The following is a 22,602-nucleotide window of genomic DNA, read 5'->3' as shown; positions in this document are numbered from 1 at the left end:
AGAAATTAATGTCTGAGAGGTTTTTTATTTTCACTTATTTGGGAATAGTTATTTTCGCTCTAAAACCTTTGTCAGGTTCTGTTTCAAAATCTACAGTTCCTTTAACAGCCTGAATACGGCTTTCCATGTTTTGGAGACCATTTTTTGCAATCTTATTTTTTTCGCAACCAATACCATTATCGGTGTAGTTTATTAGTATTGAGTTTTGATCACTTTCAAATTTTATGACAACAAGATTTGCCTGGCTGTGTTTTTTCATATTTACCAATAGTTCTTGTAAAATTCGGCTTATGGTGACCTTTTTTATATCGTCAACAATTTCCCAATTTATATTTTCTAAATTAGTAAATATGATATTTCTTTCAGTGGTGTTATAAGTCGAAAGCAATTCTTTAATGGTGCTGGTAAAATTTGCACCCGTATCAATTTTATTATTTTCTTTAGAAATTCCTCTTACACGGCTATAAATATCATCTAATTTTTGAAGAAGATTCTCTTTTGTATTTTCTTTAGACAAAGACTGAGATTCGGTAAAAGCAATCACATTATAAACATCGTTTGCCAGCTCATCATGGATTTTTTTAGCAATCCTAGTTTCGGTTTCATATGAAGCTCTAAATTCGGTTGCCTTGTTTTTATTTTTATAATAACGGATTAAAATTGCTATTAAAATGACAAGAAAAACAAATATGATTACTAATACAATTCGAAAATATTTTTCTTTTTGAAGCGCTAACTGGTTTTCTGCTTTTTCTAAACGAAGTTTTTCATTTTCGTCTTTTTCTTTTTTAGCATCGTATTTGATTTTGGCGAATTTATTTTTAAAGTTATTTCTAACTTTAATGATACTGTCGTTTAGTGTAAAATATTTTTGAACATATTTTTGCTTTTGGGCACTGTTATCATTTGAAATTAAAATTTGCAAAGCTTCTAATCTTTCATCAACACTGTTCAGTTTTGTGGAGATATTATATGCTTTCAGCGCGCTTTCATCTGATTTTTGAATTTCTTTTTTGGAATAATAATCTGCTAGATGAAGATAACTTTCAATAGTTCTATAAGTGTCATTAATTTCATTTCTTTTCTGGAGTGCTTTATTCATTAAATAAAATCCTTTTCCATCCAATCCTTTTTTAAAATAGGCATAACCTAAATTATCTTGAATTCTCGCTTTACTGGATGCGTTAGATTTCTCATTAAAAAGTTTAGTACTTAATATATATTCCATAAGAGTAATCGCTTTGTCATATTTTTGTTGGAAGATATAGACAGTAGCAATATTGCCCATAAGGTCATGTTTAAGTACAGGGTCTGTTTCTTCTTTTATGGATTCCTTGTAGTAAAAAATCGCGTCGTCGTAAAGAGATAATTCTTTATCAGCAATACCTAGGATAAGATTTATTGAAGAGGTATATGTATTCTGTTCTGTATAATACGCTAAGGCTTCCGTGGCAGTCTCCTTACTTCCATAGTAATCACCATTGACTTGCTGGATTGTTGCTAATTGAATAAGTGCATACCCAATATTGGCACTGTCATTTAAAGTTTCAAAAAGTATTTTGGATTTATTAAACTCGTGAAAAGCAGTGTTGAAATTCTGTTTTTGGATATTTTCGTATCCTTTATTTCGTAAGCTAAGCGCTTCTTTTCGAATAGATTCTGTATTAGGATTTGCCGTCTTTTTTTCTTTGCATGAAAAAAGAAAAAGAAGAATTATAAAATAAAAAAACGGGGACCGTAACATATAAATTTACTTTCCCCGAAAATAGTAATTAATTAGATACCAAAGTATATTTATTCATCAGTTGGTGGTGGTTTAATTGGACCACCATCACCAGGGCCATCACCGCCAGGAGTTCCGGTTCCAGGGCCGGTACCCGGTCCATCCTCAGCATAAGTATCTTTTACTGGATTAACAGTTTTTTTTGTTTCTTGTTTTGGCTGAGTTTCAAATTCATCCGGAGTACAAGAAAATATAGTGAACAATAACACAAAAGTGCTAAAAAATAATAGTTTTTTCATTTTGATTTAATTTAGAAATTAGACATAGGTATTGCTGTCCGGAGTTATCCAGAGTTCTTTTTTGGCAATACCAAATTGATTTTGGGAAGTTGATCGTGTAGAACTGTAAGACGTAATTTAAACTTCCCGAATAAACTCGGTCTTACGGTTTTCCACAATGTTAATTAGAACTAGTTTTATATTTTTGTTTTAGTCTGCAGACAAAACTTGAACTAATTTCTGATGCAAAGGAAAGGCACTTCTAGGCTACTGTAGATAAGGAATTCCCGGAATTCCTATGTTTTCCTGAGATTCCCATGATTTCCCAATAAAATAAAAATGCAATGCCTGTTTTTTATTAAATGTTATTTAATTTTAGACCAATCTCTATTATAAGAGATGCAATATGCTTAACAAAAGTTGGTTTGAATTGTGAAAAAAAATGTACAAATAAGATGGAATTGGAACAAAAATTAGAAGTGCTGATACGGACTTGAATTTTAGAAGTCAAAAATAAAGGCATATAAAAATGTTTTGATTAATATTGAAAGTAAAAACTCCAAAAAGATTCCTAAAAAAGACAAAATGAATAATACATTAGAAGAATATAAGAAGGCGATTAAAATTAAATACGAACTCGAAAAAGAGGGAGAACACTTTGACTATTTGTACAATCCTTCACGAGGGAAACTCCGCGATTTGTGTTGGCTTATTTTCGAAAACAAGCCTACTCAAGATGATTTGAATGTTTTTAAGAATTTATTGTGTTTGGATTTTGATCATACAAAAAAGAATAAGTTTAAAGAACAAAAAGATAAGTTTAGACCCATTGAAACCTTTTTTAAAGGAGAAACAGATCCGTCAAATATTGACGCAATAAATCTCGCGGCAATTTTGGTCGATTTTCAACCGCGTCCTTTTAAAAAGTTTAATGAAAAGTGCAGAAATGCAGAAACTAAAGTGACTGAAAATGCGGAAAAAATTAAAGCAACTGCTGAAATCGAGAATGAAGTCATAGAATCAAAGAGTTTTGTGGAAAATGAAAATGAAGAGTCTAAAGAAGCTCCTAAAAAAGGAAATCTTTTTTCGAATTTAAAAGACATATATTCCAATTCTAAAAAAATAGCTCAGAACATACAGCCAAAAAGAGTAATTAAGATTGCAATAGGAACAGTCTTATTGGTGTCTTCTGCGTGTTTAAATTATGTGCAGAAAAAAGATCAGGTAGAATAGTTTCCAAATGAAGATTGAAAGCATTTTTTTGAAAAATAAAATGCAAAAAGTTGGAAAAAGAATAATTTTTTGAAACGTAATTTAGGCATTTAAAAAGTTTGTTTTTCGGCATATATTTACTGTTATTTACACTATAAAGATAAGAAAAAAATACCGTTAAACCTAATAAAATCAATGAAATAATGATTTTTTTTCGTCTTTTTTAGAACTTTTTTTTATGTTTTTTTTGCTTAATAAATGAGACAGCAAATCTTGTTTTTTAGCTGGATTTCAATAAAATTATTTATATTTATAAAACAGTAAAAACAATTTAATTCTGCCAAAAATCAATTTAAAAAATCATACATGAAAAAGGTACTACTATTATTAATTGTTTTATGCATTTTCGGTTGTAAAAAGTATGTTGTGTCGTTTGAACAGCCAACCGAAATGAAACTAGATAATTTAAAACTAGAAGTGTTTCTTGATAAAAAGAAAGTTCAGGATATTAACTTGAAAGCAACAAATGAAATGCCGACTTACCAAACAGCAGAACTTTCAATATCTGATGAAGGAAAACATCTGCTTCAAGTTAAAACAAAAGATACAACTTTTAGTTATGATGTAAATTATCCCGAAGAAAAATATATTGTGGTGACCGCCCATTTAATAAATAACGGGAAACTATATATTGGAATTCGAAAGCAGAATTATAAATTTAGATTTTAATTGATTAAACGGGATTTATTTTAAATATAAAAGCCTTTCACATTTAATGAGAAAGGCTTTTGCTATTTTTAGGAATAAAGACTTAAGACAAAAAATCTTTGAGCCAGAATCCGGAATTTTTAATTGTTCTTTTTTGAGTCTCAAAATCAACATGAATTAGTCCAAATCTGGCGTTGTAACCTTCGGCCCATTCAAAGTTATCGGTAAGAGTCCATACAAAATAGCCATCGACATTTAGTCCTTCTTCTTTGGCTTTCAAAATTTGTTCTAAATGATCCTGAATATAATGTGTACGCTTAATATCGTGCACTTTTCCGTTAGTAACAGTGTCTGGGAAAGCAGCGCCATTTTCGGTAATTATAATTTTTTTGATGCCTTTGTATTCGTTAAATCTTTTTAAAACATGGTAGAGAGCAGGAGGGTAAACTTCCCAGCCCATATCAGTTGCAATGACATTTCTTTTTTCGGCACTTATTAATTCGGCACCGATATACGGAATTATCAACGACGATTTTACAACTTCTCTGGTATAGCATTGTAGACCAATAAAATCGAAATCGAAAGCTATATTCTCCAAATCATCGGCCGCAATGTAATTGTTTAGTTTTTTTAGAACAGGTAAGTCGCCTTGTGGATATCCAAGTCCTAAAAGTGGCTCGATAAAAGTTCTGTTAAGTAAAGTGTCGACACGTTTTGCAGCTTCAGTATCTTTTTGGCTTAGTGTAGCGGGTTCAATATGAGTCGAAGAAAAAGTAGTTCCAATATTGGCATCGGGAATTCTGTTTCTGAGTATTTTTCCTCCGGCTGCAGTCGCCATTGTGACGTGATGCATGGCTTTTAGGTAATTTGTAATTCCTTTTTTTCCAGGGGCGTGAATGCCTAAAAAATAGCCAGCTCCGGTAAAAACAGAAGGTTCATTAATAACCATCCAGTTTTTAACACGATCGCCAAAATGCTTTGCACAGATTTCGACATATTCTGAAAACCAGGAAATAGATTCGCGATTCGTCCATCCGCCTTTTTCTTCAAGCGCATGCGGCAAATCCCAGTGGTAAAGTGTAACCCAAGGTTCAATTCCCTGAGCAAGCAATGAATCGATGATTTTATTATAGTAATCAATTCCGGCCTGATTTACAGGATGAGTCCCTGTAGGCATAATTCGTGGCCAGCTAATCGAAAATCTAAAATTCGGGATATTTAATTCTTTGATTAAACTAATATCATTTTCATATGAATTATAGAAATCACAAGCGGTTACAGCATGATGTCCGTTTTTAATTTTCCCTTTTTGAGAGGTAAAAACATCCCAGATAGAAGAGCCTTTTCCGTCTGCATCATGAGCACCTTCAATTTGAAATGCGGCGGTAGAAACACCCCACAAGAAACCTTCTCCAAATTGATTTTTGTTTAGAAATGAGTTTTCAACTTTATTCATTCAACTATGTATTCCTTGATTTTTAATTGATTTTTTAATGAAGGAAAGAAGATTGCATAGCTCTTAAAAAAAGCCATTCTTTGAATGATACCAGAAAATTTAGATTAAAGAATTTCATAACTTTTACTTTTATTCAAATTAAGAAAACTAATGTGAATAAATTGTAAAGGCATTATTATCAAATAATTAAATAAGATGAAAGTGATCAAAAAAACGATAAAAAGCTCCCAGAGGAGCTTTAGTAAATAAAGTGTTTGCCGAGAGTTAAATAATCCCCATATCTTTTGCAATAAAAACTAACTGAACAGCATTATTGGCTTTAAAAAAATCTTTTAGTTTTGATAATCTTTTTTCGATGGCGCTTTTACTGTTTGGTTTGATATCAGCATTTTTGAAAATTTCGATAATATCATCCTGCGATTGTCCTTCAGATAAATATTTTAGGATTTTAATATCAATATCATCAATTTCGAAATTATTTTTTTCCTGCAATAATGAAGCAATTTCAGGAGAAATAAATTTTTCATCAGAATCAGATATGATGCCTATTGCCTTTTTAAGTTCTTCAATGCTGTTTCTGCCTTTTAAAACGAAGGCGTTGATTGCTGCATTTTCAAAAAGTGATTTTATGCGATAACTTTTATCTTCTACAGAATAGGTAATGATTTTAATGTCCGGCTGTATTTCACGTGTTTTCTGAACTAATTCGTCGCCGCTTGTCAATTTTATTTCCCGATGATCTGCCTTGAAAGAGAGATCACTTATCAATAAATCATACGGTTCATTGTCCTGAATAGCTTTGCGTATTTTTAAAAAGGCATCGTCACAATATTTGGAATAATGAAAATTTTCAATTCCCAAATCTTTCAGGACTTGTTCGATTCCAAAATTGATGCTATCAAGATCTTCAGCTATTATTACTTTTTTAAACATATAAAAATTATTTAGGCATGGATATTTTCATTTTAAAACCTTTATTGGGCTCAGTGTCAAAAGTAATAGTTCCTTTTGTAGACAAAATACGGTTTTCCATATTTTGAAGCCCATTTTTAATAATTTTATTTTTTTCGGTTCCTTTTCCGTTGTCAGTATAGTCAATAAAGATCTTATTTGCGTCGTGGTCAAATTTTACCACAACCAGCGAAGCCTCGCTGTGCTTAGTCATATTGACCATTAATTCTTGTAAGGTACGTTGAATTGTAATTTTTTTAATATCATCAATAACATCCCAATTTATTTTTTCAATATTGTTTATAATAATGTTTCTTGTTTCATTATTATAGGTCGAAAGCATTTCTTTCAGGTTGTGAACATAATTTATTCCGGTATCAATAGTGTTGTTTTCTTTTGAAATACTACGAACTCTCGCATAAATATTGTCTAATCTTTGAATCAGTATTTCTTTGGAGTTTTCATTTTCCAGTGGTTGTGTCTGTGAAAATGTTATGGTATGAAAAACATCATTAGCAAGTTCGTCATGAATATCTTTAGAAATTCGGATTTCGGTTTCGTAGGCAGCTTCTAGTTTTTCAATTCGGTTTTTGTTTTGGTAATATTTTCTCAAATAAAATATTAGAAGCGAAAGAAGAAGGAAAATAGAAAGAAATATAAATTGACGATAATGTGCGCGCTGTAATTCCAATTGATTTTCAGCTTTTTCTAAACGTAGTTTTTCATTTTCATCTTTTTCCTTTTGAGAATCGTATTTGATTTTAGCAAATTTGTTTTTAAAATTATTTCGAACTTTGATAATACTGTCATTTAAAAAAGTGAATTTTTTAGCATATTGAGTATTTTCTGCAACCGACTCATTTGTTATTAATAAAGCTAAAGCCTCCAAACGCTCATCAATACTATGTGTTTTTGTAGCTGTACTATAAGCTTTTAATGCAAATTCTTTTGATTTTTGAGGATTAGTTTTACTATAAAATTCTGACAAATGGAGGCTGTTTTCAATACTTCCGTAATCATCTGGATAAGTTTTTCTCAATTCTAAGCTTTTTTGCATGTATAAAAGCCCTTTTTCTGACAATCCATTTTTAAAATAAGCATAGCCTAAGTTATCTATAATTCTGGGGATATTGTCTTGTAATTTCTTGTTAGCTATTTTTAATTTTGTAGCAGATTCCAGTAGATTTATCGCTTTATCATATTTTTTTTGGTTTATATATACAACCGCAATATTGTTTAAATTATATTTTTTAGATTCAGGATCATCATAATCTTTAATGGATGCATTATAATAGTAAATGGCATCTTTATAATTAGACAATTCTTTTTCAGCTATTCCAAAAAGGGTATTTATATAAGCGGAGTACACATCTTTTTTCCTGATATAAGGTAATGTTTCTGTGAGTGTTTCTTTGCTTCCGTAATAATCGCCATTTATTTGCTGTATATTCGCTATTTGAGAAAGGACATATACTATATTAGCGCTGTCGGCATTTTTTTTATATAAACTTATAGATTTATTGAAATAGTAAAATGCACTATCGTAGTTTTCTTTCTCAAGAGTTTTAATTCCTTTATTTCTAATCTTTAAAGCTTTTTTCTCTAATGCCAAATTTTTCGCATGAACAACCTTCTTGTCTTTGCATGAAATAAGAAAAACAAAAAGAACAAAACAAAAAAATGGGGATCGTAACATAAAGCTTACTTTCCCCGAAAGTACTAATTATTTTTTAGTATCTGTTTTTTTATTCACCATCTGCCGGTGGAGGTGGTGGAGGTGGAGGCGGAGTATCTCCAGGTCCATCAGCAAAAGTTGGTTTTGCAGGTTTGATTTCTTTTTTTACATCATCATATTCATCAGCAGTACAAGAAAATAATGTTGTGCTCAATAAAGCGAAAGCTCCCAATAAAAATATTTTTTTCATTTTTTTAAGATTTTAAAATTTGGCATAAGCATTGCTGTTCAGAAGTGTTCTGAATCGTTTTTTTGGCAATGACAATTTTTGTTTGGGAAGAAAAGCGCGTAAAACAGTAAGAGTTAATTTAGACTTCCCTTCTAAACTTTGTCTTACGGTTTTCCGCACTTTATGAGCGAACTAGTTTTGTACAATTGTTCTAATCGCGACTCAGAACAGAACTAATTCTGAAGCAAAGTAAACATGTATTTTTCTTCGAATTGAGAAGGAAATCCGGAGATTCCTAATGTTCCTGATTTTCCTGAAAAATCCGAGTATTAATCCTGAAAATCCTAAAAATCCTGAATGTATATGGACAACATTACGCGATGCAATTATGAAAAAGCTTATAAAGAAGCTATACGAACAAAATATAATAGCGAAAAAGAATTAGGAGAAAATTCTAATTATCTGGAAACACCTTCTCAAGCAAATTTGAGAGATTTATGCTGGAAAATTTTAAGTGTAAATCCTACTCCAGACGACTTAAAAGTATATTGGGATTTTAAAGGTATTCCTTTCGATAAAAATGCAGAAGACACTTGTACAACTTACACCGATAAGTATAAAAAAGTTGGCGCATTTTTGAAAGGTGAGAAAGAACCTCAAAAGATTGATACAGTTGACATGGCTGCAATTTTGATCGATTTTCAGCCAAGACCTTTTCGGAAATTTAAGGCAAAAGCAATGTCTCAGGAAGAGAAAATAACGGTACACGGCGCTGAGGTTTTATCTAAAAAAGAAGTTGAGAAAATAACCGAAATTTTTGAACAGCCTGAAACACCAGTATTTGTAAAAACGCCAAGTAAGAAAAGAAAAATCACCATTTCTAAATCAAAATTTAATATGTTTCGAACTGCAGCAATAACGGCTGTCGTTTGCTTGATTGGCGTTATCATTTATTTGGCGCTTCCGCAGAAAGAATGCATGCAGTGGTCTGGTGATCATTATGAACTTGTTAGTTGTGATTTGAAAACAGAAGGTTCGCTTGCAGGAAATCCAGTTGAATTGTTAGATGAAAGTTTGGTTCATCTAAAAAAAATAGATATTTATGACACAACAGTTTGTTTTGATAAATATGGACGCGCTATGATCTGGTATGCAAGAACTTCAGATGGAATTGATTTTTTTAACGGACACGGCAGACATCCTGAAAATAATATTGCACTTAAACCGGTGACAAAAGATATTTTTAAAAAATATGCACATAAGTCTAGTACAGATAAATAAAAAACCTCCCAAAATAAAAATTACTTTGGGAGGTTCATTGATGAGGTTTATTACGTCTACTCCTGATCAGATTTATAAGCAGTATCATTTGGAAACAACATTCCATTTAAGCGAGTATCTCTTTGATAAACATCAGGATAAAAATTCATATTTCCATCTCTTGTTACCCAAGCGGTAAAATAACCTATATAAATCGGGATTTTTTTCTTTAGGAAAAAAGGAGTTTCTTTTTCACCGCTCATGGCTTCATTTATTTTATCCATTGTCCATTCTGGATAATCTTTCATCATTGAAACGGCAAGTTCTTTTGCTTTTTCTACGTTGATGCAACCGTGGCTGAAAATACGTTTTTCAAATCCGAATAAACTTTTAGACGGCGAATCATGCATATAAATATCATTCGGATTCGGAAACATGAATTTTACAAGTCCTAAAGCATTTTCCGGACCCGGTTTTTGTCGCACTTTCCCGCCATTCCATTCCATACCATGATCGGTTAGATAATTTTTGTCTTCGGCCATTTTTAGTTTTAATTCATTTTGGATAATACTTGTTGGGACATACCAATACGGGCTAAAAACAATTCGGTCAATCTGTCCACTAAAAATCACCGTTTTGGTTAATGGAGTACCGATAAAAACCTTCGATACAATATCGAAATTTTTATTTCTAACAAAATACAGCATAAACGACGGAATATTAACCATCACATATTCGCTTTGATCTTCCAATGATGGCGGAATCCATCTGCAACGCTCCATATTTAGCATTATGGTTTTAATACGATCACTGATAGGCTCATTCATTTGGTCAATATGTTCTTTTGAAAGTATATAATTTGGTGCCAATGCATGTCGTAGTTTATATTTCATTACACCATCCATCAATTCCTGATCATAAAAATTGCTTTTAGAATCGGTGGCTAAATCGCCAATTATGAATAAACGATGTCTAACATCGGCAATGGTTTGAGAAGTAGCATCAGGACGCAAATCTTGATAAGGCTTGTCCATATAGATAGGAGTCCATTGATTGCTTTTTTCGATTTCGCGGTATTTTTTTAAAACTTCCTGAAGTTTGTAATATTGGCTGAAAAGAACATGTTTATTTTCCTTTAATAAATCGGGATTGCTTACAATTGAATCCAATAGCGTATCATAAGATAATTTTTTCTTTGGCAAGTACCATTGAATTTTATTTTGTTCATCGGCATCAATTCCCTGATAAACATGTTTGGCATATAAAATGTACATGGAACTTAGTAAAAGTTCTGTATCAGATTCTGAAATTTTTGATTTTGATGCTGATTCTTCGTTAAAAACTTCGTCAAGTTTCTTTTTATACGGAATATCAATTTGAACGCCTTCTTCGTAAGTTGAATTTAATTTGTGATATAAAAGATATCCAAATTCGTTTATATCATTTCCTTCGTACCAAATCGGTTTATATGCTTTATCCTTATACAAAGCCGCGACATCGGTTTGATAGGATTTTAAATCAGAATATTTTTTGAAAAATGCAGCGATTGAGGCGGTAGTAATTTCTGGAGCGCTGGTAGAAAAAGCAATTATTTTATGTGCTTCAGAAATATGCAGATCATTTTTTGAAAAAACAGTTGAGGAATTGAAAAAAATCCCCAGTAAAAGAATTACGGCAAAAGTAAAGTTTTTCATTTTTTTCGATTTTACGTTATAGATCCTTTTTGAAAACAGTGGAAACAAGCAGTAAGTTGTAAAAAAATGATTTGGGGAAATCGCTATTCTTACTCAAATTTATAAAAAATATCTTAATATTTTGAGGTTTATATTTTAAGAAATTGCGTTAAAAAAAATAGTACCTACTAAAGGTGAAAATGATATCTAAATAAGTAAAGAAAGTGCAGGATAGTTTTTCAAATTATCCTGCTTTTATTTGTTAAAGAAATTATTTTTTGAAAAAAAATGAAGCAAAAGTTTTTTTCTTCAGTAGCAATCTTATATTTTTACGCAACCGATTGCAATTGTTGTTTTATTTCGAATAATGTATTTTTTGAATTAAAATTTTATCAAATATTTTTATACAGACGAAAAACACTGATTCATTCAAAATTGAAATTTTAAAGAATAAATTAAAAACCAAAATGATTTCATTAAGATTTGTTTTCCTTTTTCTTCTGATTTCCTTTTCCACTTCGGCACAAAAGGATTATAAATTGTGGCTTCAATATAATGCTGTGAACAATTCTGCAATGGCTTCAGAATATAAAAGCAATCTTAAAGGAATTGTTGTTTTAGGAAACTCCGAAACGATTAAAGTTGCCAAGAAAGAACTTAAAACAGCATTTTTGGGCATGTTGGGAAATGTTCCCGAAATAAAATCAGAATTAAAAGAAGAAAATAATCTCATTGTAGGCGCTGAATCTTCATTAAATCCTGAAATAAAAAAGACAGTCAGTGCTGATTTTGATAAAATAAATAATGAAGGTTTTATCATCAAATCGGTTTCCATTCAAAATAAAAAACAAATCATTATTACCGGAAAAAACGATGTTGCTGTTTTATACGGAGTTTTTAATTTCCTGAGAATATTGCAAACTAATAAATCGGTTAAAAATTTAAACATTGCCGATTCTCCAAAAACAAATATCAGAATTCTGAATCATTGGGATAATTTAGATAGAACGGTCGAAAGAGGTTACGCCGGATTTTCACTTTGGAACTGGCAAAAACTGCCTGATTTTATTGATCAGCGTTATATTGATTACGCGAGAGCAAATGCTTCAGTTGGAATCAACGGAACGGTTTTGACCAATGTTAATGCAAACGCTTTAATCTTGACTCCGCAATATTTAGAGAAAGTTGAGGCTTTAGCGAATGTTTTCAGACCTTACGGAATAAAAGTGTATTTAACGGCAAGATTTTCGGCACCAATCGAAATTGGAAACCTAAAAACTGCCGATCCAAAAGATCCTGAAGTGATTAATTGGTGGAAAAACAAGTCGGCCGAAATCTATAAACGAATTCCGGATTTTGGTGGTTTTTTAGTAAAAGCCAATTCAGAAGGTCAGCCGGGCCCGCAAAATTATGGTAGAGATCATGTCGACGGAGCCAATATGCTTGCCGATGCAGTTGCGCCTTTTGGAGGTGTAATTATGTGGCGAGCGTTTGTGTATTCTGAACATGATGCAAACGATCGCGCCAAACAAGCTTACGCCGAATTTCAACCGTATGATGGAAAATTCAAAGAAAATGTAATTGTTCAGGTCAAAAACGGAGCTATTGATTTTCAGCCTAGAGAACCTTTTCACCCATTATTTGGAGCGATGCCGAAAACGCCGTTAATGATGGAATTTCAAATTACGCAGGAATATTTGGGTTTTAGTACGCATTTGGTTTTTCTGCCTAAATTATTTCAGGAAGTTTTACAATCTGATACATTTCAAAAAGGAAAAGGTTCAACTGTTGCTAAAGTCGTTGACGGCACTTTATATCAAAACAAACTAACCGGAATTGCTGGTGTTGCTAATATCGGGAACGATTTAAACTGGACAGGACATCCTTTTGCACAAGCCAATTGGTATGGCTTCGGAAGATTGGCATGGAATCCGTATTTAGATTCAGAAATTATTGCTGATGAATGGTTGAGGTGTACTTTTTCAAATGATGAAAACTTTATCAAACCGATTAAAAATATGATGATGGAATCACGTGAAGCGGTTGTCAATTATATGACACCTCTTGGATTGCATCACATTATGGACACAGGACATCATTATGGGCCGGGACCTTGGGTTTCGAATTTGTCAAGACCAGAATGGAATCCGACGTATTATCATAAAGCAGACAAAAACGGAATTGGTTTTGACCGATCAAAATCGGGTACAAATGCTACTTCGCAATACGCGTCTGAAGTTGAAAAACTTTTTGATAATTTAGAAACCTGTCCAGAAAAAGATCTTTTATGGTTTCATCACGTTTCATGGGATTATAAATTGAAAAACGGTCAGACACTTTGGAATGGTTTGGCGCTTAAATATCAAGAAGGCGTAAATCAGGTTGCAGCTATGCAGGATGTCTGGAAGAAAACCGAAAAATATATCGACAGCGAACGCTTTAATGAAGTCGGAATGTTGTTAGAAATTCAGAACAAAGAAGCAAAATGGTGGCGCGATGCGTGTTTGTTGTATTTTCAGCAGTTTTCAGGAAAAGAACTTCCGGCGGGAGTAGAAAAACCAACACAAACATTAGACTATTTTAAATCATTAAAATTCCCTTTTGCACCGGGAAATGGATAAATATATTTTAAAAATTATGAATAAAAAATCGGCAATTGTAACCGGAGGAAATTCGGGTTTAGGATTTGCGACAGCAAAAAAACTTTGTGATAACGGAATCACAACTTACATAATAGGAAGATCAAAAGAAAAAACAGAAGAAGCCTGCAAGGAAATTGGCGAAAATGCTATTCCGGTAATCTTCGATTTGAATGATTTGGCCGGAATTCCTGCTATGATTGAAGGTATATCGAAAGATAATCCGATTGATATTTTGGTGAACAATGCTGGAATCAATCTAAAAAAGGAATTTTTAGACGTAACTGATGAAGATTTTTTATCCATAATTCACACCAATCTTTTAAGTGTTTTTGCAGTAAGTAAAGCGGTCGTAAAAAATATGAAAGAAAACGGCGCAGGAAGTATTGTAAACATCAGCTCGATGGCATCGCAATACGGAATTCCAAAAGTAATTGCTTATTCGGCCAGCAAAGGTGCGATTGAATCGATGACGCGTGCTATGGCGGTAGAATTGGCTCCATTCGGGATTCGTGTTAATTGCGTTGCTCCTGGTTTTATCAAAACGAAGATGTCTGCTAAAGCTTTGGACAGCGATCCAGAAAGAAAAAATAAAGTATTAGGAAGAACACCAATGGGCTTTTTAGGAGAACCTTCGGACATTGCTGATGCGGTTTATTATTTCGCTTTAAGCGAATCAAAATATACAACCGGAACTATTTTGCCAGTTGATGGCGGGAATAGTATTGGGTTTTAATAAGTGTTGAAAATTTCTCGCAAAGGCGCAAAGTTTATTTAAAAAAGCTTAAAAAAAAGGAGCTTTGCGACTCTGCGACTTTGCGAGATTAAATAAAAAATAGTCAGTATGACAAAAATGCAACAAACAATGCGTTGGTTTGGACCTCAGGACAACGTTACTTTATTAGATATCAAACAAGCTGGAGCAACCGGAATTGTTACAGCTTTACATCATATTCCAGTTGGAGAAATTTGGACAATCAGTGAGATTAAAGAAAGACAGCAAATCATAAAAAATGCAGGTCTGGAATGGGCAGTTGTGGAAAGTCTTCCGGTTCATGAAGAAATAAAACGTGCTTCGGGAAATTATCTTCAATACATTGAAAATTATAAAATCAGTTTAAAGAATCTGGCAGAATGCGGAATCAAAATCATTACTTATAATTTCATGCCAATTCTGGATTGGGTAAGAACCAATCATAATTTTATAAACGCTGATGAAAGTAAAGCTTTACTCTACAATCAGGATGCATTTACTTATTTTGATGTATTTCTTTTGAAAAGACCGAATTCAGAAAATGATTATTCAGATGCTGAAAAAGAAAAAGCGTTGCAATTTGGAAATCAATTGTCTGAAGATGAAAAAGCGTTATTGTTTAAAAATGTTTTATTAGGATTACCAGGAAGTAAAATCAATTTTACGGCCGAACAGATTTTGGCACTTTTAGAAAATTATGCCGATATCGATAATCAAAAACTAAGAGAAAACCTTATTTATTTTTTATCAGAAGTTACTCCGATTGCTGAGAAAAATGGGCAAAAATTAGCGATTCATCCAGATGATCCGCCATTTTCGGTTTTAGGTCTTCCAAGAATTGTTTCTACAGAAGCTGATTTGAAAGCCATTTTTGATGAGGTTCCTTCAACAGTAAACGGATTGTGTTATTGTACGGGTTCATTAAGTGCTGATCCAAAAAATAATCTGGAAAAAATAATTGATGATTATGGTGACCGAATTCACTTTTTGCATCTTCGAAATACCATCCGCGAAAGCGAAACTATTTTCAGAGAATCAGAACATTTAAATGGCGATGTTAAAATGGAAGCGATTGTAGAGAAATTATTACTTCTAATGAACAAAACTAAAACAAGTCTCCCAGTTCGCCCTGATCACGGATTTCTGCATGCAGTTGATGAAAAAACAGAGACATATCCTGGTTATTCCTTAACAGGAAGATTGAAAGGCCTTGCTGAGTTGAGAGGTTTGGAAATGGGAATTGCTTATAAATTGAATTTGTAATTAAAATTATGCATCCTAACTGGTTTCTAAAACCTGTTAGATATTGAATGACAAAACTGAACGAAAAAAGTTGAAAGAGCTAAAAAACTATGATTCTATGTGTTTAAAAATTAAAACTTGTTATATCATTTTATCGCTTTTCCTTATCGGATTAAGCACAAAATCATATGCCATAAATCCAGAGAAATATATAGTAAATCAGGCTTCTGCTAAAAATTTTCCTTTGGTTTCGAAAGGAAAAACGGCTTCAATTTTAGTAAGTTCAACTGATTTTTCAGGCGTTTTGAAAGTTGCGGAACATTTAGAAAATGATATTTTTAAAGTTTCAGATTTGCATTCGAAAAGAATTAAAAATATTTCTGATGCCGAAGATTTTGTAGTCATAATTGGGACTTTAGGAAAAAGCGAAATTATCAATCAATTAGCCAAAGACGGAAAAATTGATGCGAATCAGCTTCAGGGAAAATGGGAAAAATTTACTACGCAAATTGTTGAAAATCCGTTTAAAGGAATCAAAAAAGCCTTGGTAATTGCTGGTTCAGACAAAAGAGGAACGATTTACGGAATTTACGATTTGTCTAGCCAAATTGGCGTTTCACCTTGGTATTTTTGGGCAGATGTTCCGGTTAAAAAACAATCAGAATTGCATGTTTTGCCTGGAATTCATTCGCAGGGAGAACCAAAAGTAAAGTATCGCGGTATTTTTATTAATGATGAAGCGCCGGCATTAACGGGCTGGGCTTTTGAAAAATTCGGTGGATTCAATTCGAAATTTTATGACAATGTTTTTGAATTGATTCTGCGAATGAAAGGCAATTATTTATGGCCAGCAATGTGGGGGAGAATGTTTTATGTGGATGATCCTCAGAATGCAGTTTTGGCTGATGAATACGGAATTGTGATGGGAACTTCGCATCACGAACCGTTAACGCGAGCGCATGCTGAATGGGGAAAAGAAAAAGGGAAATGGGATTTTAATACCAATTCAGAAACCTTGATTAATTTCTGGAAAGACGGAATTAAAAGAATGGGAAATAAAGAAACCATTGTGACAATCGGAATGCGAGGCGATGGCGACGAACCTATGACTCAAGGAACTGCAATTGGACTTTTGGAAAATATCGTAAAAACGCAAAGAAATATTATTGCAGAAATAACCCAAAAACCGATTGAGCAAACGCCTCAAATGTGGGCGCTCTATAAAGAAGTTCAGGATTATTACGACAAAGGAATGACGGTGCCCGATGACGTAACACTTTTATTGTGTGATGATAATTGGGGAAATATCCGCAAACTTCCGGAACTGAATGCAAAACCAAGAAAAGGCGGTTACGGAATTTATTATCATTATGATTACGTTGGCGGTCCGCGAAATTATAAATGGATCAACACCAACCAAATCGAGCGCACTTGGGAACAAATGGATTTAGCGTATCAACACGGCGTTGATAAAATCTGGATTGTAAATGTTGGCGACATAAAACCGATGGAATTTCCGATTGAGTTTTTCCTTGATATGGCATGGAATCCTGAAAAGTTCAATGCCGGAAATTTACAAGATTATTATGTGAATTGGGCAAAAGAGAATTTTGGAAATCAGTTTGCAGGAGAAATTGCTGAGGTTTTAAAATTGTACACCAAATACAATGCACGCAGAAAACCTGAATTGTTGGATGAGAAAACATATAGCATCACTAATTATAATGAAGCAGAAAGAGTTTTAGTAGATTATCAGAAATTGGTAAAAAAAGCCAATTTGATAAACGAGAAATTGAAGTCTGATTATAAAGATGCTTATTATCAGCTGATTTTGTTTCCAGTTTTGGCTAGTGCAAATTTGAATGAATTGTATGTCGCGACGGCTAAAAATCATTTATACGTAGAACAGGGAAGAGTTTCGGCAAATGATTATGCTGAAAAAGTAAAATCATTATTTGAAAAAGATAGTCTGTTGACGAATTATTTTCATACCAAAGTAGCGAATGGGAAATGGAATCATATGATGTCGCAGACGCATATTGGTTATACAAATTGGCAACAGCCAGATAAAAATGTGATTCCGAAAACAAAAACAATTGAGGTTTCAAATAAAGGCGAAGCGAAAATTTCTGTAAAGGATTCCCCAAAGGAGGAAACATCAATTAAAAAAAATAGAGATTTAAGTCATGCTCGTGGTTTCGTTGAGGACAACGGTTATATTTCTATTGAAGCTAAAAATTATTCAAAAGCAATAAATTCGGATGCAGTAAAATGGACTGTTATCCCAAATCTTGGAAAAACAGATTCTGGGATAACAATAAAACCTTCCAATGTTCAGCCGATTGAAATTTCAGAACAATCACCAAGATTAGAATACAATGTTCATTTTTTCAGCAAGGGAAAGATAAAAGTAAGTGCTTATTTTTCGCCAACAATTAATTTTAAAATGGGTGATGGATTAAAATACGGAATTGCTTTTGATTCGGAAAAACCACAAATTATGAACCTCAATGCAGATTCTTCAGAGAAAAATTGGGCACAGTCGGTTGCAAATAATATTAAAATAATAACATCGGACCATCAAATTGAAAATTCCGGGAATCATGTTTTGAAAATTTACGCGATAGATCCGGCTTTGGTGCTTCAGAAAATCGTAATTGAAACAGAAGAAGGAAAAGTTTTGGAGTCGTATTTAGGACCGCCGGAGAGTTTTAGAAAAAATTAATTATCCGTATTATTTGTCATTCCGAGGAACGAGGAATCACACTCGAAACTCTGCACAGAATGTCGCCAATCTTTGTCGAATCTCGAGTGTGATTTCTCCTCCGTCGAAATGACAAAACAAAGCGAAGTAAGTCTAAAAAAGAAAAAACTATTAACTATTAAAACCACAAAATATGAAATTTATTAACCCTTACGTGTTTGCCGTCGCAACGTTGCTGATGGTAAGCTGTTCTTCAAAAAAAGAAACACTGTCGTTAAAAGACGCTTATAAAAACGATTTTTATATCGGTACGGCTTTAAGCGCAGACCAAATTCAGGGAAAAAATACAAAAGAAGATTCATTGATCAAAAAAGAGTTTAATGCAATTACAGCAGAAAATATTATGAAATCAATGTTTGTGCATCCGCAAAAGGATAAGTACAATTTTACTTTGGCGGACAAATATGTGGCATACGGCGAAAAAAACAAAATGTTTATTCATGGCCATACTTTGATTTGGCATAGCCAATTAGCTCCTTGGATGGAAAAAATAAAAGACAGTACAGAAATGAAAGCTTTTATGAAAGACCATATCACAACAATAGTTTCTAAATACAAAGGAAGAATTGGTTCATGGGATGTTGTAAATGAAGCTTTAAACGAAGATGGAACTTTAAGAAAGTCAGTATTTTTGAATACGCTTGGAGAGCAATATTTAGTTGATGCTTTCAAACTTGCAGCAAAAGCAGATCCCAAAGTAGATTTATATTACAACGATTATAATATTGAAGACCCAGCAAAAAGAGCCGGAGCTATTGCTTTAATCAAAAAAATAAAAGCTGCAGGTGGAAAAGTTGATGGAGTTGGAATTCAGGGGCATTGGCGATTAGCAAGTCCGTCAATAGAAGAAATTGAAAAAAGTATTTTGGAATATTCGGCTTTAGGAATTAAGGTAGCATTTACAGAATTGGATATTACGGTTTTGCCAAATCCATGGGATTTAAAAGGTGCTGATGTAAATCAGAACTTTGAAGGAAGTGAAAAAATGAATCCATATCCAAAAGCATTGCCAGATTCGATTCAGAATAAATTGGCAGAGCGATATGCTTCTATTTTTAAACTGTTTTTAAAGCATAAAGACAAAATAAGCAGAGTTACTTTTTGGGGTGTTCACGACGGACAATCTTGGTTAAACGACTGGCCTATAAAAGGTAGAACAAATTATCCATTGCCGTTTGACGCTCAATTGAAACATAAAAAAGCTTACGATAGTATTCTTCAGCTTAAAGCAAAAAAAGAATAAAAAAGAATGCGAATTCTATTTATAGAGAATGCTAACAGACTGTTTTTCTGAAAATAATGCAATTAAACAAAGTAAATTTGGATGGTATATTTTTTTTACTAAATTTACACAACCGATTGCTTAAGTGAAAAGCTTTTGAAATCAGTATAAGAGCTAACTGAAATGATCGATTTTTTATAAGAATTGATTGTAAAAATTAACCAAAATAACCACAAACCAATAATGAATTTTAACTCACAAAAACTATCCATAAAAGAAAAAATTGGATATAGCTTAGGTGATCTTGCTGCAAATTTAGTTTTTCAGACCTTGATGACTTATCTGGCGTATTTTTATACCGATATTTACGGATTGTCGCCTGCACATTCTTCTATAATTATGTTGGTTGTCGGTTTGATTGCCGCTTTTATTTTTAACCCAATTATTGGTGTACTCGCAGATAGAACAAGTACGAAATGGGGGAAATTCAGACCTTGGATTCTGTGGACAGCAGTACCATTGGGGGTAATTGCATTGTTGGCATTTACAACTCCAAATTTCTCTTATCAGGGAAAAGTGATTTATGCAGTCGTAACTTATAGTTTATTATTGCTTTTCTATGCAGGAAATAATTTGCCTTATTCAGCCTTAAGTGGTGTAATTACAGGCGATATGGGCGAGCGAAACAGTATGTCATCTTACCGTTTTGTGGCAGTTATGTTTGCGCAGTTTTTTGTTCAGGTATTTATGCTCGGAATTATCAAAAGCGCCGGAAACGGGGATAAGGCAATTGGTATTGAAAAAGTAATGACGGTTTTAGCGATTATTGGAACGATTATGCTTTTAATCACTTTTTTGACAACAAAAGAAAGAATTATTCCAAAGCCGGAACAAAAATCAAGTGTAAAAGAAGATTTAAGCGATTTGGTAAAAAACAGACCATGGATCATCATGCTTTCACTTACTACTTTGGTTTTTATTACATTGGCAATGAAAGGCGGATCATATGTATATTATTTTGAAAACTACGTTGATAAAGAACAATTAGCGGTTTTTATTCAGCCTATTTTAGATACGTTGTCGAATATTGGGTTGAATTATTTTGGGAGTGATCCTGTTTCAGCTGGATTTGGATTGTTTAATGCTGGCGGAATTATCTTTATGATAGTTGGGATTACTTTGTCTAAAAGCCTTGCAGATAAACACGGAAAGCGTAATATATTCGGGTTGTTTTTATTTATTTCAACGCTTTTTATCCTCGCTTTTTATTTCTTTCCATCCACATCAATCAGCTTCATGTTTTTCTCTCAAATTTTGCATGGATTTTTCTACGGAATCACAATTCCGATTCTTTGGGCAATGATCGCCGATGTTGCCGATTATTCAGAATGGCTGAACAACCGCCGTGCAACAGCAATCATTTTTTCAGCCATGATGGTTGGATTAAAAGCAGGTTTGAGTATTGGTGGCGCTTTGACTACTTCATTATTAGGATATTTTAATTACGTGCCAAATGCTGCACAACAGACTGATATAGCTATAAACGGAATAAAACTGTTGGTTAGTATTTTTCCAGCTATTCCTTTCCTTATTGGCGTTGGATTATTGTTTTTCTACAAAATCGACAAGAAAATGGAAGTGCAAATTGAATCAGATTTAAAAGAAAGAAGAGTTTAATGTATTAAAGAAAATTTAAAAAAAGAGAATATGCCTGAAGATAGCATTGAAAACATTGACTTTGCTGCGTTAGATAAGCGTGCAATTTCAAATCCCTTAGTTAATCATATTTATACCGCTGATCCATCGGCACACGTTTTTAACGGCAAAATATATATTTATCCATCGCATGATATTGATGCGGGAATTCCATTTAATGATAATGGAGATCATTTCGGAATGGAAGATTACCATGTTATTTCAATGGAAAATGTTGATGCAGAAGCAGTAGATCATGGTGTAGCTTTACATGTTGATGATGTTCCCTGGGCTGTTCGACAAATGTGGGCGCCAGATGCTGCTTGTAAAAATGGCAAGTATTATTTGTATTTTCCGGCAAAGCGAGCAGACGGAATTTTTCAGATTGGTGTTGCAATAAGTGATTCTCCAACTGGGCCATTTAAGTCAGAACCAAATGCTATAAAAGGAAGTTACACTATTGATCCGGCAGTTTTTGAGGATAATGATGGGAAGTTTTATATTTATTTTGGTGGAATTTGGGGAGGTCAACTTCAAAAATACCGAAACAATATATATGATAAATCGAATGAAGAGCCATTAGCAAATGAAGAAGCATTAGGTCCAATTGTGGCTCAGCTTTCTGATGATATGAAAGAGTTTGCTGAAGATCCAAAAGAGATAAAAATCCTGGATGAAAACGGAAAACCTTTATTGGCCGGAGATAATGATCGTCGTTTTTTTGAAGCCTCATGGGTTCATAAATACAATGGAAAATATTATTTCTCGTATTCAACAGGCGATACGCATTTTATTTGTTATGCAATTGGTGACAATCCGTACGGGCCGTTTGTTTACAAAGGACGTATTTTGAATCCAGTTGTGGGTTGGACTTCGCATCATTCTATTTGCGAAATTGAAAATGAATGGTATTTGTTTTATCACGATTCGAGTTTGTCGAAAGGAGTTACACATTTGAGATCCATAAAAGTGACTAGAATTGAATATAATGAAGATGGTTCGATTGTAACAATTGATCCTTATAATAAAGAAGATTAAACAAGACAATTTTCAAAATTAATTCTGAAGATGATTGACTTAAGAACAGCTGGTTTAAAAATTATAGTATTAACCTTTTCTAT

17 protein-coding genes are annotated in these 22,602 nt (G+C 33.0%); 10 read left to right on the top strand and 7 right to left on the bottom strand.

Translation table 11 applies throughout. The annotated features are described in order from the left end of the window. Positions 1-34: 34 nt before the first annotated feature. Both FN795_RS13535 and FN795_RS13530 read right to left on the bottom strand, forming a co-directional pair. Positions 35-1,744 carry a tetratricopeptide repeat-containing sensor histidine kinase gene (locus FN795_RS13535; RefSeq protein WP_142451090.1) on the bottom strand — a complete coding sequence of 570 codons (1,710 nt, stop codon included), beginning with the start codon at positions 1,742-1,744 and terminating at the stop codon, positions 35-37. A 50-nt stretch (positions 1,745-1,794) separates the two neighbouring features. Then, positions 1,795-2,022 carry a hypothetical protein gene (locus tag FN795_RS13530; protein WP_142451089.1) on the bottom strand — a complete coding sequence of 76 codons (228 nt, stop codon included), beginning with the start codon at positions 2,020-2,022 and terminating at the stop codon, positions 1,795-1,797. 564 nt (positions 2,023-2,586) lie between these two features. On the opposite strand from FN795_RS13530, the gene FN795_RS13525 reads away from it, so the two are divergent. Together FN795_RS13525 and FN795_RS13520 are read left to right on the top strand one after the other, a co-directional pair. Next, on the top strand, positions 2,587-3,234 hold the full coding sequence (locus FN795_RS13525; RefSeq protein ID WP_142451088.1) for a hypothetical protein: 648 nt from the start codon (positions 2,587-2,589) through the stop codon (positions 3,232-3,234). A 345-nt stretch (positions 3,235-3,579) separates the two neighbouring features. Further along, complete coding sequence (locus FN795_RS13520) at positions 3,580-3,942, top strand: hypothetical protein (protein ID WP_142451087.1); 363 nt, start codon at positions 3,580-3,582, stop codon at positions 3,940-3,942. 82 nt (positions 3,943-4,024) lie between these two features. Here FN795_RS13520 and FN795_RS13515 read toward each other — a convergent pair whose 3' ends face one another. The 4 genes from FN795_RS13515 to FN795_RS13500 form a co-directional block, all read right to left on the bottom strand. Further along, positions 4,025-5,377, bottom strand: coding sequence for a GH1 family beta-glucosidase (locus FN795_RS13515; RefSeq protein WP_142451086.1), 1,353 nt, complete (start codon positions 5,375-5,377; stop codon positions 4,025-4,027). 264 nt (positions 5,378-5,641) lie between these two features. After that, on the bottom strand, positions 5,642-6,310 hold the full coding sequence (locus tag FN795_RS13510) for a response regulator (protein WP_142451085.1): 669 nt from the start codon (positions 6,308-6,310) through the stop codon (positions 5,642-5,644). Positions 6,311-6,317: 7 nt separating this feature from the next. Continuing rightward, a complete protein-coding gene (locus tag FN795_RS13505) occupies positions 6,318-7,940 on the bottom strand; it encodes a tetratricopeptide repeat-containing sensor histidine kinase (protein WP_317131764.1) in 1,623 nt (540 codons plus the stop codon). Positions 7,941-8,073: 133 nt separating this feature from the next. Next, the gene (locus FN795_RS13500; RefSeq protein WP_142451083.1) at positions 8,074-8,253 is read right to left on the bottom strand and encodes a hypothetical protein; all 180 of its coding nucleotides are present in this window, start codon (positions 8,251-8,253) and stop codon (positions 8,074-8,076) included. A 342-nt stretch (positions 8,254-8,595) separates the two neighbouring features. Here FN795_RS13500 and FN795_RS13495 point away from each other — a divergent pair, with 342 nt between their 5' ends. After that, a complete protein-coding gene (locus FN795_RS13495) occupies positions 8,596-9,513 on the top strand; it encodes a hypothetical protein (RefSeq protein WP_142451082.1) in 918 nt (305 codons plus the stop codon). Between the two features lie 56 nt (positions 9,514-9,569). On the opposite strand, the gene FN795_RS13490 is transcribed toward FN795_RS13495, so the two are convergent. Further along, positions 9,570-11,186 (bottom strand): L,D-transpeptidase family protein, encoded by a 1,617-nt coding sequence (locus FN795_RS13490; protein ID WP_142451081.1) that lies wholly within the window; start codon positions 11,184-11,186, stop codon positions 9,570-9,572. A gap of 446 nt (positions 11,187-11,632) precedes the next feature. Between FN795_RS13490 and FN795_RS13485 the strand changes: the two genes are divergently transcribed. The 7 genes from FN795_RS13485 (at position 11,633) to FN795_RS13455 (ending at position 22,519) form a co-directional block, all read left to right on the top strand. Then, positions 11,633-13,786, top strand: coding sequence for an alpha-glucuronidase family glycosyl hydrolase (locus tag FN795_RS13485; RefSeq protein WP_142451080.1), 2,154 nt, complete (start codon positions 11,633-11,635; stop codon positions 13,784-13,786). Between the two features lie 16 nt (positions 13,787-13,802). Beyond that, a complete protein-coding gene (locus tag FN795_RS13480; protein WP_142451079.1) occupies positions 13,803-14,540 on the top strand; it encodes an SDR family NAD(P)-dependent oxidoreductase in 738 nt (245 codons plus the stop codon). Between the two features lie 117 nt (positions 14,541-14,657). Next, positions 14,658-15,821: a mannonate dehydratase gene (gene uxuA, locus FN795_RS13475; protein ID WP_142451302.1), complete on the top strand. Its 1,164-nt coding sequence runs from the start codon at positions 14,658-14,660 to the stop codon at positions 15,819-15,821. A 97-nt stretch (positions 15,822-15,918) separates the two neighbouring features. Then, positions 15,919-18,525 carry a glycosyl hydrolase 115 family protein gene (locus FN795_RS13470; protein ID WP_142451078.1) on the top strand — a complete coding sequence of 869 codons (2,607 nt, stop codon included), beginning with the start codon at positions 15,919-15,921 and terminating at the stop codon, positions 18,523-18,525. A 172-nt stretch (positions 18,526-18,697) separates the two neighbouring features. Further along, on the top strand, positions 18,698-19,807 hold the full coding sequence (locus FN795_RS13465) for an endo-1,4-beta-xylanase (RefSeq protein ID WP_142451077.1): 1,110 nt from the start codon (positions 18,698-18,700) through the stop codon (positions 19,805-19,807). 222 nt (positions 19,808-20,029) lie between these two features. Continuing rightward, a complete protein-coding gene (locus FN795_RS13460) occupies positions 20,030-21,463 on the top strand; it encodes an MFS transporter (protein WP_142451076.1) in 1,434 nt (477 codons plus the stop codon). Between the two features lie 30 nt (positions 21,464-21,493). Next, positions 21,494-22,519 carry a glycoside hydrolase family 43 protein gene (locus tag FN795_RS13455; RefSeq protein ID WP_142451075.1) on the top strand — a complete coding sequence of 342 codons (1,026 nt, stop codon included), beginning with the start codon at positions 21,494-21,496 and terminating at the stop codon, positions 22,517-22,519. The last annotated feature ends 83 nt before the right edge of the window (positions 22,520-22,602 follow it).

It is taken from the genome of Flavobacterium resistens (genome assembly GCF_900182645.1).
GTDB lineage: Bacteria > Bacteroidota > Bacteroidia > Flavobacteriales > Flavobacteriaceae > Flavobacterium > Flavobacterium resistens.
This window is presented reverse-complemented; position numbering and strand designations above follow the sequence as displayed.